At 47.7% G+C, this 16,174-nt stretch carries 10 protein-coding genes; 8 read left to right on the top strand and 2 right to left on the bottom strand.

All coding sequences use genetic code 11. From position 1 onward, the window contains the following. Window positions 1-53: 53 nt before the first annotated feature. The 7 genes from QT397_14270 (at window position 54) to QT397_14300 (ending at window position 13,158) form a co-directional block, all read left to right on the top strand. Window positions 54-989 carry an alpha/beta hydrolase gene (locus QT397_14270; GenBank protein WNZ58452.1) on the top strand — a complete coding sequence of 312 codons (936 nt, stop codon included), beginning with the start codon at window positions 54-56 and terminating at the stop codon, window positions 987-989. After that, window positions 982-1,836, top strand: coding sequence for an alpha/beta hydrolase (locus tag QT397_14275; protein WNZ58453.1), 855 nt, complete (start codon window positions 982-984; stop codon window positions 1,834-1,836). The genes QT397_14270 and QT397_14275 overlap by 8 nt, the downstream gene beginning before the upstream one ends. 273 nt (window positions 1,837-2,109) lie before the next feature. Further along, complete coding sequence (locus QT397_14280; GenBank protein WNZ58454.1) at window positions 2,110-2,958, top strand: hypothetical protein; 849 nt, start codon at window positions 2,110-2,112, stop codon at window positions 2,956-2,958. 950 nt (window positions 2,959-3,908) lie between these two features. Continuing rightward, a complete protein-coding gene (locus QT397_14285) occupies window positions 3,909-4,097 on the top strand; it encodes a hypothetical protein (protein ID WNZ58455.1) in 189 nt (62 codons plus the stop codon). Between the two features lie 63 nt (window positions 4,098-4,160). Further along, window positions 4,161-7,004 (top strand): SpvB/TcaC N-terminal domain-containing protein, encoded by a 2,844-nt coding sequence (locus QT397_14290; protein ID WNZ58456.1) that lies wholly within the window; start codon window positions 4,161-4,163, stop codon window positions 7,002-7,004. Between the two features lie 104 nt (window positions 7,005-7,108). Beyond that, entirely contained in the window at window positions 7,109-12,850 is a 5,742-nt protein-coding gene (locus tag QT397_14295) for an FG-GAP-like repeat-containing protein (GenBank protein ID WNZ58457.1), read from the top strand. Next, complete coding sequence (locus QT397_14300) at window positions 12,847-13,158, top strand: hypothetical protein (GenBank protein ID WNZ58458.1); 312 nt, start codon at window positions 12,847-12,849, stop codon at window positions 13,156-13,158. The genes QT397_14295 and QT397_14300 overlap by 4 nt, the downstream gene beginning before the upstream one ends. Window positions 13,159-13,974: 816 nt before the next feature. On the opposite strand, the gene csrA is transcribed toward QT397_14300, so the two are convergent. Continuing rightward, window positions 13,975-14,145: a carbon storage regulator CsrA gene (csrA, locus tag QT397_14305; protein ID WNZ58459.1), complete on the bottom strand. Its 171-nt coding sequence runs from the start codon at window positions 14,143-14,145 to the stop codon at window positions 13,975-13,977. Window positions 14,146-14,689: 544 nt separating this feature from the next. Beyond that, a complete protein-coding gene (locus tag QT397_14310; GenBank protein WNZ58460.1) occupies window positions 14,690-14,917 on the bottom strand; it encodes a hypothetical protein in 228 nt (75 codons plus the stop codon). Between QT397_14310 and QT397_14315 the strand changes: the two genes are divergently transcribed. Then, complete coding sequence (locus QT397_14315) at window positions 14,897-16,165, top strand: RHS repeat-associated core domain-containing protein (protein WNZ58461.1); 1,269 nt, start codon at window positions 14,897-14,899, stop codon at window positions 16,163-16,165. The genes QT397_14310 and QT397_14315 overlap by 21 nt on opposite strands. Window positions 16,166-16,174 lie beyond the last annotated feature (9 nt).

Genomic DNA, 16,174 nt, shown 5'->3' on the forward strand with positions numbered 1-16,174 from the left:
CACTTCCCTAGGATTATCTGATTGAGTATCTAAAGTAATCAGGTGGCCAGAGTATGATATCGGCAGTTATAGATGGCTTTGTGCCGAGTTTGCTTAAAAGTCAAACCCTTAAAGGGTACGCAGCTCACTCAAGAGATGGTATTCAGTTTATGGATTTGGGCTCTTGTGTGATTCGCTATCGAAAAATAGGGCGAGGCAGCCGTGTAATTGTATTTGAAGCAGATCCGCCAGTTGTTATTGAGCATTATGACTATCTTGCAGGCCAAGTTCCGAGTGATTTCACCGTTGTAATATTTGAACCACCTGGCTTTGGTTTTTCCATTCCTTCAACGAGTCTTGATTATAACTTTGCATCTTTGGTTAGTCTTACCGAGGTGTTTTTACAAAACCTTGCCCTTGGATGTGTGACGCTTGTTGCTCCATGCGTACTCGGCTTTGGAGCAATTGCACTTGCGTACAAGCGTCCAGATTTGCTTGACCACATAGTGCTATCTCAAGTACCGAGCTGGGGAGAAATGTTGAGATGGAAGGAGGGAAGAGATCCACGAGGATTGCTGAGTAAGCCAATTTTAAGTCAGTTGTTGCTAAAAGCTCTGAAACGTAAGCGAACACTTGCCTGGTTTGAAGCTGCGCTAGGGAGGAGTGAGCTGATCACACCGTTTAATGAATTGGCCCAACAAGCCTACCAACATGGAGCAACTTTTAATCTGGCGTCAGCTTTTCAACGATTATTAGTCGGCGAATCTCCTTTGCAGGGTACTCTTTTCTCCAAACCCTTAACAGTGAGAGCCTTATTTCTTTGGGGGGAGCGGGACCTTTCTCATAAATGTACTTGTAAGCATTCAAGTTTGAATATGATCCCGGAGGCCTCTCTACTATGCATAGCAGAAGCTGGACATTTCCCTGAGCTGGAGGCTCCGGATGTGGTGCTGGGTCCTCTCATAAATTTTGTATTAGACCAAGACATGGAGGTCTCAAGTAATGGCTGAAGAATGTCGGATAGTAACTCAGGATGGCCTATCTCTCGGGGCAACGCTATTTTCACCAAAAGGTCCGCCTAAAGCGGGGGTAATCATAAATTCGGCTACTGCGGTCAAGCAGGGCTATTATGCTGAATTTGCAAAATTCCTGGCTAAGAATGGCTACTTGGTAGTGACCTATGACTATCGAGGTATAGGTAAGTCTGCGGTTGCCAATCAACGAGACTCCCGACTGTCTATGAGCGCGTGGGGAGAGTACGATTTGGCCACTGTTATCGATTGGTCTACTGGCCAATACAAATCGCTAACCTGGCATTGTGTGGGGCATAGTGTAGGGGGCCAAATTATTGGCTTCGCAGATAACAATACCCAACTTGCTAGTGTCTACTGTGTATCCTCCCAAAGCGGGTATTGGGGCCACTGGGGATTGCGTCAGAGGCCCAAAATATTGTTTGCTTGGTTCGCTATGATACCGCTCTTATCAAATATTTTGGGGCAGGTTCCAGGCCTTTTCCTCGGAGGTGAAAGTTTACCCGCAGGTGTTGCCCGGCAGTGGGCCTACTGGGGGCGCCATAAAGATTATATTGTTGACCAGAGAGGTAGCCCCGTACGAGATGGCTTCTCCCGTCTAGAGTGCAATATGAAGTTTCTATACATAGATGATGATATAGATTTTGCTCCACTGCAGGCTGTGAAGGCTCTTAAGGCGTTCTATTGTAATGCAAATACCGAAATAAAGATTGTGAATGCTAAAGCCGTGGATACAAAGCCAATAGGTCATTTTGGTTTCTTCAAGACGCGCTACGAAGATAGTTTGTGGAGGGATGCTTTAGGTTGGTTGAATACTGCGGCTTGAGCATCTAAGGGGACCATTTCTATTTTGATTTAGAAGTCGTCCCACTCGTCATGCTATTTACTCTTCTATATCAGGTCCTGCTGGTTAGTCTTGGGTGTTCTTCTTAGAGTGGGTTTTGATGACTGAATAACCTAAATTTGCGAAGAAAAATACAGTGCGTGCGGGATAATATAGGCTTAGATGCTGGCTGAAAGCTTATAATCACCTATTCACAGCGCATTTTGAGCCCACTGTATTCTCCTGTCCTTTACAGTTACGAAAGAGTTACCGTTAATGGTCGTCAAGAATCTAAAGAAAGTTATTGCCTTGCTTTTGACTGCGCTCCATTGTGGTCAGCCCTCAAGCGGTATGACTTACCGTGATAGGTCATTTATAGTTGAGAGCAGTAAAGTAAATGAAACATCAGAATACTTAATGGAAGTAGGTCTTTCCAATAGTGTATTGCCTAGACCAACTGACTGGTGGTCAGGTGAAAATACATGTAATTACCATGGGGTTAATGCGGGCAGATGTGCACCAGAAGGAATCTCCCAGTGGATTCTTACTATGAACGATACGAATAGGGCTAATGAAAGTAGCTCTAGTGTTGCGGTACATGGTAATTCAAAAATAAAAAACTACAGGCTTTTTGAACTTCATTCAAAATACAAGGGTGAAGATGTAAGGTGTCTTAAAAAATTTAAATATATGTGTCCTGCATATGTTATTTATTACACAGATGCCCAGCGAGAGGGGACGAAACTATCGGTGATGGACGGGAAGATTTATGACTCTACTGGTGAGCTTTTTGATACTAGGCGTGCACAACAGGCAGAAGACTATAATGGTAGAGCTGCTATCTATGTTATGGATAAAAATGGGAATATATATTCAAGTTACTTTTATCCAAAGCCAGTCTTTGCTCATTCGACGTTTCTGGCAGGAGGCAGTGTTGCAGCTGCGGGTGAGATTGTTGCGGAGGGTGGAAAGATAGTTTTTGTTAACACCTGTTCTGGCCATTATCGGCCCACTCCAGTTGCCATTGATCAACTTCGAGCTCAGTTATTGCTATTAGGTTATAGGGGGCCGAGCTTTACTACTTCCACTGATTGTAAATGGCAAAGACAGTTATCTATTGATTAAGCTAATCCAAAAACAATTTTTAAATTGCACTTGAATTAGGTCAAACATTAAATCAAAGAATGTAATCATTCTAGGTTTGAGAGAAGTTTCTTCGGTCATTATCTGCGAGTGAGCTAGCTAGTGACTACTCCAGCCTGCCTGACTGCATACAACAGTCATAGCATTACCCATCAAGCATTAATTTTCATTAGGTGGCAAGACGTTTTGTAAGTTGTGTCTTAACAAAAATCTTATCCCTGTAGAGGGGTTGCAGGAATTTATCGATGATTTCAATAGGTTTGTCTTTGGCAGGGTATTTACAAACTCTCAATGCTCCTCTGGACTTACATATTTATTTGTTAAATTCCAGCAGTTCAGTTAAAACTCAAAAAGTTCAATCTGGTAGTATTGGCAGGTCGGTTGGTGAGGTTTTGTTCACTGCAAGGCCAATTATTTTTATTAACTAATAGAATCGATTATAGTCCTAAGGTATATTCCGCCCACTCAAAATTATGTGGATGGAAGGGTAGAAGGGATGAGCATTTTACGGGCAGTAACCATTCTTTGGCTCATGATGGTTTCAGTATATGCACATTCAGCTTCGACAGTTAGGATTTCATCCAGCACATCGACTGGAAGCTTTACGCTTAGCTGGGATGCTCATCCCAATGCGGATTTTTTATACAAGATTGTTGAAAGTTACAATGGCTCTGATACTACATATACAGTAAACACGAGTACTCGCTCCAAAAGTTTCACTAAAAATGAAAATGGCACTTATACATATCAAGTATATGCCAGGGGCGAATACTATAACCCTCTTTTAGGTGAGCATTTTCCGAAAGATTACTCTGCTGGAAATCCCGTTTCTGTAGTTGTTACCATACCAAAGCCGGGGACTCCCGGATCAATTAGCGTCCCTTCCTCAACTGACACAGATGGTTCATATAGCGTTAGCTGGACTTCGTCGAGTGGAATTGTTGACTATTATCAGTACCGACAGTCAAAAAATAGCAGTTGGGGCAGTTGGGTTGGAATGGGCTCAAGTAGATCCAAATCCTTTAGTGGTATGGATGATGGGACTTATAAATATCAGGCTAGAGGTTGTAACGAGTCCGGGTGTGGCAGCAGCAAAACCAGTAGTTCTTTTTCTGTACTAAAAAAGCCCGGTACCCCCAGCTCTATAAGTGTTCCCAGTGGGTATAACACTTCAGGGTCTTACAATGTTACATGGGGAACAAGCTCGGGAACTGTTGAATATTACCAATATCGACAACAGAAAGGGGAGTTGGGGAAGCTGGTCTAGTAATGGCACCAGTCGCACCAAATCTTTTTCTGGGCAGGCCGAAGAACAATACAAATATCAGGTGAGAGCCTGTAATGCCACAGGCTGTAGTAACACCAGAACCAGTGGATCTTTTTCTGTACTCTATCTGCCCAGCGCAGTTAGCGGGCTCTCTCCCTCCACGACACAAGTGACTTCCAGTGTGACCCTAAGCTGGAACCCACCTGCTAGTGGATCTTTTGATGAATATAAAATTGAACAAAAATTTAACAGTGGCTCATGGTCTGAGGCAGAGAGGGTAGGTTCTGGAACCACGCAAGAAACACTGGACACTGATTTCTCGGGTAGTCTTTCCTATCGAGTATCAGCCTGTAACGCTGCAGGTTGCGGCAGTGTTTCAAATACAATCACAGTAGAAGCAAAGTATATTATGGTTAACCCTTCGTCATCGGAGGGAAATTATACTGTCAGCTGGGCAGTCCACCCGAATGTTAAGTTTAGCTACAAAGTTATTGAAACATTCAATAATGTAGAAACTGAATATTCGGAGGATACAATTGTTCTCTCAAAAACCTTTAGTAAAACTAGAAATGGTACTTACGACTATCAAGTATATGCCATAGGTGAAACCTATGATTCGTCACTTGCTGAATTTGTCAGAAAGGAATATTCACTGGGCTACCCGGTATCAGTAACGGTTACCGTTCCTTTACCTGGGGCTCCAAGCTCGATTACGGTGCCGTCTTCAACTGATACTGATGGTGCATTCAGTATTAGCTGGGGATCAGCCAGCGGCATCGTGAACCACTATCAATATCGCCAATCACATAATGGCACCTGGGGTAACTGGGTTGATGTAGGTACAGGTAGATCTAACTCATTCACGGGAATTGGAGACGGTACATATATATACCAGGTTCGGGCTTGTAATGACTCTGGGTGTAGTGGCAGTAAAACCAGTAGTTCCTTTAATGTGCTGAAAATACCGGGAGTGACTGACTCGATTAGTGTGCCAAGTTCATACAACACCAGTGGCTCTTACACTATTGAGTGGGAAGCGGCTTCTGGTACTGTTGCTCATTATGAATATCGGCAGCAAAAAGATGGCAGTTGGGGAAGCTGGATAAACAACGGTACAAGTCGTTCAAAGGAATTTAGCGGGCAAGATGAGGCGCAATACCAGTATCAGGTAAAAGCCTGTAATGACACGGGTTGTGGTAGCGTTAAAACAAGTGCAGCATTTTCTGTGCTTCATTTGCCCAGTGCAGTTAGCGGGCTTTCTTCTTCTGCGCCACAAGTCACGTCCAGTGTGACATTGAACTGGAATCCACCTTCCAGTGGTTCTTTCGATGAGTATAAAATTGAAGAAAAGTATGGCAGTGACTCTTGGTCTGAACGAGAAAGAGTAGACTTTGGGATTACTCAAGATGTACTGAGTATTGTTAAGTCAGGAAGCTATTCTTACCGCGTGTCAGCTTGTAATGCCGCAGGATGTGGCGGTGTTTCAAATATTGTCACTGTAACTTCTACAGACATAATGGTGGAGCCATCACCATCAGAAGGAAATTACACGCTTCGCTGGTTGCCTGTGAATGAAGATCATGGGCATAACTTTATAATAACTGAGACATATAGCGGTGTTTCCAACGAAACTTCGGCAAGTAAGGTTTCAAGAAGTAAAGACTACGTAAAAATCAAAAATGGCACTTATCACTATCAGATAAAACAACTTGTTGATGTCAGTGGTGACGGCTCTGAATTTGATTATTTTGATGTTGGTTCAATAGATGTTGAGGTGACATTACCGCTACCAACGACGATGGAACTCAACGTTAGCGCCACAAAAAAATGGCAAAATGAATCAGTTACTGCGTCATACACTTCTTTAACGAATGTACATGTTGATTCCTATGAGCTTCAGTATAAGAGCACAGGCGGCTGGACCTCTATCAACAATGGGGACTCCGTAACCTTATCCAACTCAGGGACATACACCTTCCAGGTTCGTGCTCGCAATGACTCCGGCCCCGGCCCTTGGAGTCAGGTTGATGTTGAGGTCTATGAAAAACCTGAGGCTCCAGAGCTGTTTGTAAATCATATCGGTAAAGATGGCGAAGTTGAGCTGTGGTGGGGTGAGGCTGCCGGTGATTCTGACTACTTCAAGCTTATCAGCTCCACTGATACTAACTTTGCAGACCCAGGCCCCCTAAGTGGAAATAGCCATACCTTGTCTGGTGCCTCTAATGGATACCAGAAGTACCAGTTGGCCGCCTGCCTTTCTGATATGAATGATTATTGCTCGGCGTTTTCCGATGAAGTGATGGCTTATATCTTTGACTTCGATGCCTCTGAAGAAAACCTGGCCGCACTGGCAGCTGCTACCCAAGATAGCACCTTCAGTATCCCATCTGATGAGAGTGTTGCCATTTGGGAGGGCAATATCTCTGTTAATGGTGGTGCGGTAAATTACAGTTTCCCTGTCGCATTGCCCCCAGGCAGAAATGGTATGGCGCCTGGACTTAGCGCGAGCTATAGCAGCCAGTCCGGGCATGGCAATCTCGGCTTTGGTTGGTCAATAGGTACTGGTGGTGCGGTGAGCCGTTGCCAGAAAACCTTTGCAGTTGACGGTAAGTCAACACCTGTTCAGTTTGATTCCAGCGATAAGCTCTGTCTTAACGGCCAGCGCTTGATTTTGGTATCGGGTTCGTATGGGCAATCTGGGGCTGTTTATGCCACTGAAATCTATGATGGCAGTAAGATTACTCAAAAGGGGGAGCAATAAGTTCAAGTTCCTCATACTTTGAAGTAGAGACGAAAAACAACCAAATTCTGACGTTTGGTGGAGGCAATAATGCGGTATTTGTTCCCAGTGGCATTTCGGTTCCTATGGCTTGGAAGCAGGCTTGGCAAGAAGATGCTTTTGGTAACAACATTGCCTGGAAGTACCAAACGATCAGCGGTGAGCACCGTTTGGATGCAATTTATTACACTGGCTACCAAGGAACTTATGGTAGTAGGGAAGTAGATTTTATCTATGAAACTGCCAACCGTTACCGCAACCAGTTTGTTCGCGGAGGAGAGGTTGTAAGCGCAAGCCGCCTTGAGAAATTAAGAATTTACATTGATGGAGTGGCTGGCCACGAATATCGCTTTGATTATGCTAATGATAGTGCGATTGATCGCCTTGTTAGCCTGAGTTACTGTCCAACCAGCTCAAATTGTACGGTGAATGATATTGAGTGGGGGCAGGAAGAGTCCCTGTTAGGCTCGGATATTCCCGCCGTTGATATTGAGCCGAACTTTGTTGAGCACGAAGATGGCCTGGCTACCCAGGCCGTGGGTGGACGGGATTTTGATGGCGATGGCCTGTTTGATATCTGGGCACGGGATCAGGGAATCTACCTCTCCTCTGAGCAACAGTGGGTAGACTACCCGGAAATTAATGATCTTAAGAGTTTGTCCAACCAGTTTGATGAATCCCGTATCGATATCAATCTGGATGGCCGTGATGATTTACTGTTTACCACCAGTGATAAAAAGCTGAAGTACGCAACCTGGGATTCCAACAGCTCCAGCTTTAAGGTTATTGATACGGGCATTCAGTCCCAGTGTGAATACGCAGTAGCGATTCCCGCTAACCCTGCGGCACGGGCAATGGCCAATTTCTGTGAAAGTGCAGCGTCTGACATCGATGGCGACGGTGCCATCGATATTCTAATGCCGGATGAGAAGCTCAGTAGTTTCAAATATACCTACAACCTTTATCGCAACGTATCTGGCAGTTTGGTTAAGCAAGCTCAATTTGAAGCGGGAGCCCACGGTGCCATTAGTATGCGGGACCTGGACGGCGACGGTGTTAAGGACGTTCTTGTTAATGCCTCTCTGTTAAAGTCAGATAATAAAATTTACTGGTATAAAGTTACTGACAGTGGTGGAAACTGGTCTGTCAGCGCAGAGCGTACGACCACTGTATCTGGCCTAGTTGGAGACCGTTACTCTGATGGCCGCACCACCATTAAATGGGCAGATGTAAATGGAGACGGCCTCCAGGACCTTCTGGCCTTAAGCTCGCCCAATAAACTTGAGTACGAATGGTATTACTCCCTCAATAAAGGGGATGGGACTTTTACCAGCTTCGCCAGTACCGGCTTGGAAGAGTTTGCCTCCATACGTACGATGGCTGGTAACACCTCCAACGGCGCCTACGCCTGGAACCACCTGGCGTTCGCGGTGGATATTAACCACGATGGCATTGAAGACTTAATGGCACCCAGCCGAATTGCCTCCAAATCCGTTTGTGACAATGGTTCCTACGAAAATAATCCCTGCAACATTGATACGGAGCTTGAAGCGGCGCCCGTACAGTACGATGTCCACGAGTGGTCTGCCTATATCGCCACCTATGACGAGAATGGCCTCAGCTATACCGAGCAGAATCTTGGTATTCAGTCTCACCAGGAAAATCTATTCCAGGCAGATGTGAATGGCGATGGGGTAACGGATTACGGTGCCTATCTCGGTGCCAGCGGCAAGACTTATACTTACCGCGGCCCAACTCCCGGCGTGTATCTGTATCTTGGTAATCGCAGCCAGCATGACCTGGTGACCGGGATCAAATTGGCCGGTGAGCGTATCGAACGGCACCGCATCAACTACGCCACCCTGGTATCGCAACACGATAACGGCGAGCGCATCTATACCCCCAATGCCGAGACCCAATCGCACCCCTATACCAACTTTATTAACGGCATGCGGATCGTTAAAAGTGTGGCATCCGACAATGGTATTGGTGGTTTTAATGAAGAGCGCTACACCTATAAAGGCGCCGTCGCACACCTGGAGGGCAGGGGCTTTGCCGGCTTCCGAGAAATTGCCCGCGAAGAAATGATCACCGGCAACCGGGATATCAGTACCTTCTATCAGGCATTCCCCTATACCGGCATACTGGAAAGCCGCCAGCAGTACAGTGGCGATGATATCCTGTTCTTCGATTACCAGGTCGACAGTAAAAAATATAGCTTTGGCCAGCCCAGTGGCACCTATCTGCCACGCACTACTGGCGACACCACCAAAGAATATGAAATCGTGGATAATGGCCTTGCCGCTACTGTCACCAACGCCAGTGACTACGACAGCCTGGGCAACCAAATTGAGGCGGTCCTTGTAGAAGTGGACCCCTACGGCCGCTCAAGCCAAACCACCACCGCCGAATTTTCTACTTCAGCCAGCTGTCGCAACACCCCGGTTTATACCCGGGTGGTTAGCCAGCGCAATAATTACGATGTGGGGATTGGTAGCCTTAACACAACAGATCAGGATGTTCGCAGTGATTTCAGCAGCTTCGAAAACTGTGCGCCCAAACGCACCGAAATTACCGCCAGTGGCAGTACCCTTACCAAAGCGGTAGTACTGAGCTTTGATCAATACGGCAATGTATTAAGCTCCACCAAGCAGGGTGGCAGTGACGCAAACCGGGTTGCTACCAACGTTTACGACTCCGAAGGTTATTTTGTTGAATCGACGTACAACAACGAATGGGGTAGTGGCACAAGGAGCTATCAAACCACCAACCCCTGGTTTGGTACTGTAGTTTCGACCACCGACCCCCTGAATCGCCAAGCGGACACCACGCTGAACGACTTTGGTCAACCGCTCACGGTCACCTCCGATGCGGCCCCCATCACCCAAAGCCGCCGCGCCTGGTGTGATGCCTCCTGTCCACAGAATGCCCTGCAAAAATCCGTCACCTGGAGTCTGGGCAGCCCACCGGTAACCGAATACCTGGACAGCCTCGGCCGCACCCTTCGCACTGAAACCCTGGGCTTCGATGGACGCACTGTGGTTGCCAATAAAGAGTACGATCAGCGCGGCAATTTGGTTCGTACGGAAGAACCGCACTACGATGGCGCCACTACCACCTATGAAACCTGGTCTGAGTTCGACGATATGAACCGGGCCGGCAAGCATCACCGCTACAATAACCCGCTTAGCTTTACCACTACCTACACCTATAGCCGCACAGGGGTAGCCGTAGATGTCGTCAATGGTGATGGGGCCAGTCTCTCCATGTTTAAGGCTTTTGCCGCGAATAAAAAGCTGGTCTACACCCAAGATGCTAAAGGCGGCAAGACCTACTACCGCTACGACGGTGCCGGCCGACTGGTGTCTTTAGTCGACGCAGCAGCCAATGATATTCGCTACGAATACAACGGCTTCGGTGAAGTTACCGCCGTGGACGACCCCAATAGTGGCCGCAGCAGTTTCGAATACAACGCCTTCGGCGAGCGTATTGCCAGCACCGATGCCAATAACCGCATCACTGACACCTTTTATGACAAGCTCGGCCGGGTTACCGGCACGGTCAACAACGGCGATACCATTGCCAGGTTGTACGACCAGAATGGCCATTACGGGCTCTTAACCACCGAAGCTCGCAACGAAGACTATATCCGCCTGTTTGAATACCAGTCGGGCACTTATCACCCAACGACCACCTACACGGTGATCGACGAAGCCAAAGCCTTCCTGGAAGAAACCGCCTGGGATAGTAACTATCACCGGCCCACCGTCACCCGCGCTGCCGATGGGGAAATCTTCCGCAGCCGCTATAACAGCCGTGGCCACGCCTACCAGCACCAACACTATCAAGCAGATCAAAGCTGGGCTTCCACTTGGACCCTCACCGACGCCACGGCCAGCGGTGCCCCGGTGATCCAGCAGTTTATGGGCGGGATTGAGCAAAAGGTCAGCCGCTATGCCGGCAGCGATATCATCGATGGTATCTGTGCCGGCGGTGTCAATTGCCTGCAATCGGACCAGATCCAATCCATCGACTACCGCCACAACGCCTGGGGCAGTGTCACCGGTGAAGCCCACCAGCACAACGGCCTGGATTACGCCTACAGCTACGACACGCTACACCGCCTGGAAAGCCAGACTGTCACCTCCAGTGACTACCCCCAGTACGACCGCAGCGTAAGCTACACCTACGACGCCGTCGGTAATCTCACTTCAAAAAGCGACTACGCCACCAGCGTGAGCTACGGCAATAGTGCCAGAAGTGCCGGCGGCAATGCCGGTCCCCACGCCGTGCGTCAAGTCACCACCACCGATGGCCAAAGCCACAGCCTGGTCTACGATAACGCCGGCAACCTGATTACCGGTATCGACGGCCTCAGTGTGGGATATGACAGCTACAACCAAGCCAACCGTATTGAACGCAATGGTATCGTCACCGAGTACTTCTACGGCACCGGTATCGATGCCTATAAAAAAGTGGAGACAGAGGGTAGCGACGTTACCACCACCCTCTATATCGGCAATTACGAAGAGATCACTACCGACAGCTCTACTAAAGAGCGCACCACCCACGGTGGCTACCTGGTAATTACCCGTGAAAACGACACCATAGAGCAGAGCATCCTGTTAAAAGACCGCCTCGGCAGTATCACCACTATTGTCGATGCGAACCTGCAACCCGGGGATAGTGATTTTGTCAGGCAGTTCCGCAGCTACGATCCCTTCGGCCAAAGCCGGGACTTCCAGGGGCAGGACAACCTGGATAGCTTTAACACAACCGATCAGGGCTTTACTGGCCACCGCCACCTGAACGACCAAAAGCTGATTCATATGCGCGGCAGGGTGTATGATTACCAGCTCGGCCGCTTCCTCTCTCCAGATCCGGTTATTTTGGACCCACAGGACAGCCAGAGCCTGAATGCCTACAGCTATGTGATGAATAATCCATTGGCTGCGACTGATCCTACGGGTTATGTGGAAAATAAAGGTGATACGGGGCAAAAGCACAATGGGCGCTCTAAGAGTGAGGATAACCCTACAACTGAGAGTGGGCAGAAGGCTGTAAAGACTAAGACAGTATATAAAAAGCTGAATAATAGTAGGATTAAGATACCTGTAGGGAAGGTTCCCGTTGGAGTTGATGGTAATGGGGGCAGCATATCGGTTTCCTCTATAGCCGTAGGGCAAGAGGCTATTACTAGTGCAGGTGAGGGAAGCCGCAGTGGAGGAGCAAGTGAGGAGAGTCAGGCTGATGGGCAGAGTGGTGATTCCATGCCCATTACTGGGTCTTCCAATGTCGCTTGCGATTCGTGCCACCCGACTTCAAATTTTGAGTTTGACGGTTCTGGGGTTGATGCAGGTGCATCGTTAATTGCAGATTTATTTCCGGGAGTTGGCTCAGCAAAAAGCTTGGGGCAAGTTTTTACCGGCACTGATTTGATAACAGGAGAACCTGTCAATCGATGGCTTGAAGGGGGAGGTATTTTATTAGGGATGATTCCCTTTGGTAAGACGCTAACCAAAGGGGATGAAATGGTTGATTTATATCGTGCAGTATCTGCTGATGAATTAGCTCAGATTAGAAGAACAGGGAGTTTTGAAGCCGGTCCTAATTCGCTTGGTGGAAAGTTTTTTGCCGAGAATTTAAATGATGCCGCAAGGTGGGGAGAGGTTATGGATGGAGCCGGGAACTACCATTTGTTGAGAGTTCAACTACCAGCAAATGATGCAGGTAGCTTAATGAGATGGAATAGTCTTGATGGCATTGGTCCTGCGCGATATGGCGAGCTGGACCAGCTCAAGAATGCAATAATTTCGGTAATTGAATGATGACAAAGCAAGTAAGGGTTTCAGTAAATTGGTTGGGTAAAAAGGCCGAAAATTTACCTGCTGCACTAAGGTATTCTACTGTATCTAAATTTATTGAAGATAAAGATACTTGGTTAGAACATGCTTGGAGCATGTTGCTTGAATTCGATAAGGCTCCTGTTAAACAGGGGAATCCTTCTTTAGGAACTGCTAGTTTTTTAGTGGAAGATGCTCCGCATGAGCGCCTCCAACAAGGCACTATTTTTGAATTATATGAAGGTCCAACTAGAGTTGCTGAAGTAAAAATATTGGAAGAAGGTGATCTTTAGGAATATGAACAGGTGATCTACATTAAAGAAAGCTAAATTTGTTTTTCTATGGAAATTTAGAGGTAGGCGCAGGAGGCTCTCTTTAGGTTTGCACCAAGAAAAAACCACCAAAGCCCCAGCAGAGTAATCTGCCGGGGCTTTTATTATCCGGTACGAGTCCAGCGCCGGGCCTCGTACTTCACAGCCCGGCCAAGCGCTGGGCTTTTGTTTTTACTGCCTTCCCGTCGGCTTTAAATCATCCGCAAAGGCGCGCCGGGCATTGTGCTTGAGAATCAAGCTTTCCAATAATGCCTTGGCGATTTTCCGTTCCTCTTCATCAAACGGTGCGTAAATTCTGGACACCCAAAGATTAGAGAGAGGTGTGAGCTGTGTTGTTAGTGCCAGCTCTAGCGACTATTTCTTTCTGGTTTAGTGTTAAGGTGCAGTGAAAGACTGGGAAAATGTACTTGGGGTTGAAAAATCGTGGTTTGGATGCAAGCCATGAGGAAAAGTATCGATAGACTGGGTGGTAACTAGCAGGATGCTGCAGAAAGGAGGCGCCGACAGTCGCCTATACCGTGCACCCAGCGTTTATTGAGCTGTATACAGGCTTGTTGTACTGTCTCCACTGATCCCACCAATCCTTTAAAGCGACTTTCAAAGTTTTTGTTGAGGTGTTGCCAGTGTATTGGTGAGATGCCTAGTCGTTTGAGGATGGGTGGCGTGCTTTCAGCAATATAACCTCGTTTTCTGGGGTCTAGATGTTGACCACTCCCGTCCACTAGTTCTAAATAGTGATCCAGCCGAAAGGGCAGCCCTTTCGGCATGTTCAGTTTCTCACTTCCTGCTCCTTTTTATACGCACATAAATCTCTTCACGGTGAACGGAAAGTGATTTGGGAGCATTGATCCCAATCTTTACTTGATTGCCTTTAACCTCCAACACTGTAACTGAGATATTGGTTCCAATTCTCAAGTTCTCGCCAGTCTTACGCTTTAAAATCAACATGGTCATTTCCTACAGAAACTAAAATCATATGCGGATCTTCCGCATGGGGGATGCTTGGTAAGTAATACGAGGCAGAAGTGAAGGGCGGTGCACGAGAACGGTAGGCGTAGAAGAAGAAAAGGCGGACGCAACGCTGCCAGAGCTTGAAGAACCTCTTCAAGCCTCTGAATGTACTCCACTTTATTGAAGACGAGCGGGTTTCTAGCGTATTATCCACTGAGCCACTTTGATACTTGCTTATCAATTTGGTTAGCTGGCCCCGGGTGTTGGTCCACCTTGGGTCAGCGCCTTTTACTTACTCTTACGTCACGCTACCGTTCTCCTTTGAGAGATGGGTTTTAAAACTCTTGGGTTTCTTGATCTTTTGGTTGCGAGCCTATTCAGGCATGCTCAATTACGGCCAAAATATCGATAAATATCTATCAATTTTACGCAGCTTTGACACTAAAACAAACTGAATAAAATCCAATAAGATCATTTTCGTGCCTATATTTTTACGGCCTTTCATCCATAAAAATCTCAATTTCCTATTAAAAATTGCAGCTTAAATTGGAACCTTCTCTGATTTAAAAAACAGCGTTAAAAAAATAAAAATTATTAATGTCTCAATAGCGGCCGCAGCAGTTTTGAATACAACGCCTTCGGCGAGCGTATTGTCAGCACCGATGCCAATAACCGCATCACCGACACCTTCTACGATAAACTCGGCCGGGTTACCGGCACGGTCAACAACGGCGATACCATTGCCAGGTTGTACGACCAGAATGGCCACTACGGGCTCTTAACCACCGAAGCCCGCAACGAAGAATACATTCGCCTGTTTGAATACCAGTCGGGCACTTATCATCCGACGGCTACTTACACGGTGATTGACGAAGCCAAGGCCTTCCTGGAAAAAACCGCTTGGGATACCACTTACCACCGGCCCACCGTCACCCGTGCCGCCGATGGGGAAATCTTCCGCAGCCGCTATAACAGCCGTGGCCACGCCTACCAGCACCAGCACTACCAAGCGGATCAAAGCTGGGTCACCACCTGGACGCTCACCGATACCACCGTCAGCGGTGCTCCGGTTATCCAACAGTTTATGGGCGGTATTGAGCAAAAGATCAGCCGCTATGCCGGCAGCGATATTATCGACGGCATCTGTGCCGGCGGTGTCAATTGCCTGCAATCGGACCAGATCCAATCCATCGACTACCGCCACAACGCCTGGGGCAGCGTTACCGGTGAAGCCCACCAGCACAACGGCTTGGATTACGCCTACAGCTACGACACGCTGCACCGCCTGGAAAGCCAGACTGTCACCTCCAGTGACTACCCCCAGTACGACCGCAGCGTAAGTTACGCCTACGACGCCGTCGGTAATCTCACTTCAAAAAGCGACTACGCCACCAGCGTGAGCTACGGCAACAGCGCTAGAAGTGCCGGCGGCAATGCCGGTAACCTGATTACCGGTATTGATGGCCTCAGTGTGGGATACGATAACTACAACCAAGCCAATCGTATCGAACGCAATGGTATCGTCACCGAGTATTTCTACGGCACCGGTATCGATGCCTATAAAAAAGTGGAGACAGAAGGAAGCAACGTTACCACCACCCTCTACATCGGCAATTACGAAGAGATCACTACCAGCAGCTCTACCAAAGAGCGCACCACCCACGGTGGCTACCTGGTAATTACCCGTGAAAACTCAACCACCGAGCAGAGCATCCTACTGCAAGACCGCCTCGGTAGTATCACCACCATTGTCGATGCCAACCTGCAACCCGGTGATAGTGATTTTGTACGGCAGTTCCGCAGCTGCGATCCCTTCGGCCAAAGTCGGGACTTCCAGGGCCAGGACAATCTGGATAGCTCTAACACCACCGATCAGGGTTTCACTGGCCACCGCCACCTGAACGACCAAAAGCTGATTCATATGCGCGGCAGGGTGTATGATTACCAGCTCGGCCGCTTCCTCTCTCCAGATCCGGTTATTTTGGACCCGCAGGACAGCCAAAGCCTGAATGCCTAAAGCTATGTG

It is taken from the genome of Microbulbifer sp. MKSA007, assembly GCA_032615215.1.
GTDB lineage: Bacteria > Pseudomonadota > Gammaproteobacteria > Pseudomonadales > Cellvibrionaceae > Microbulbifer.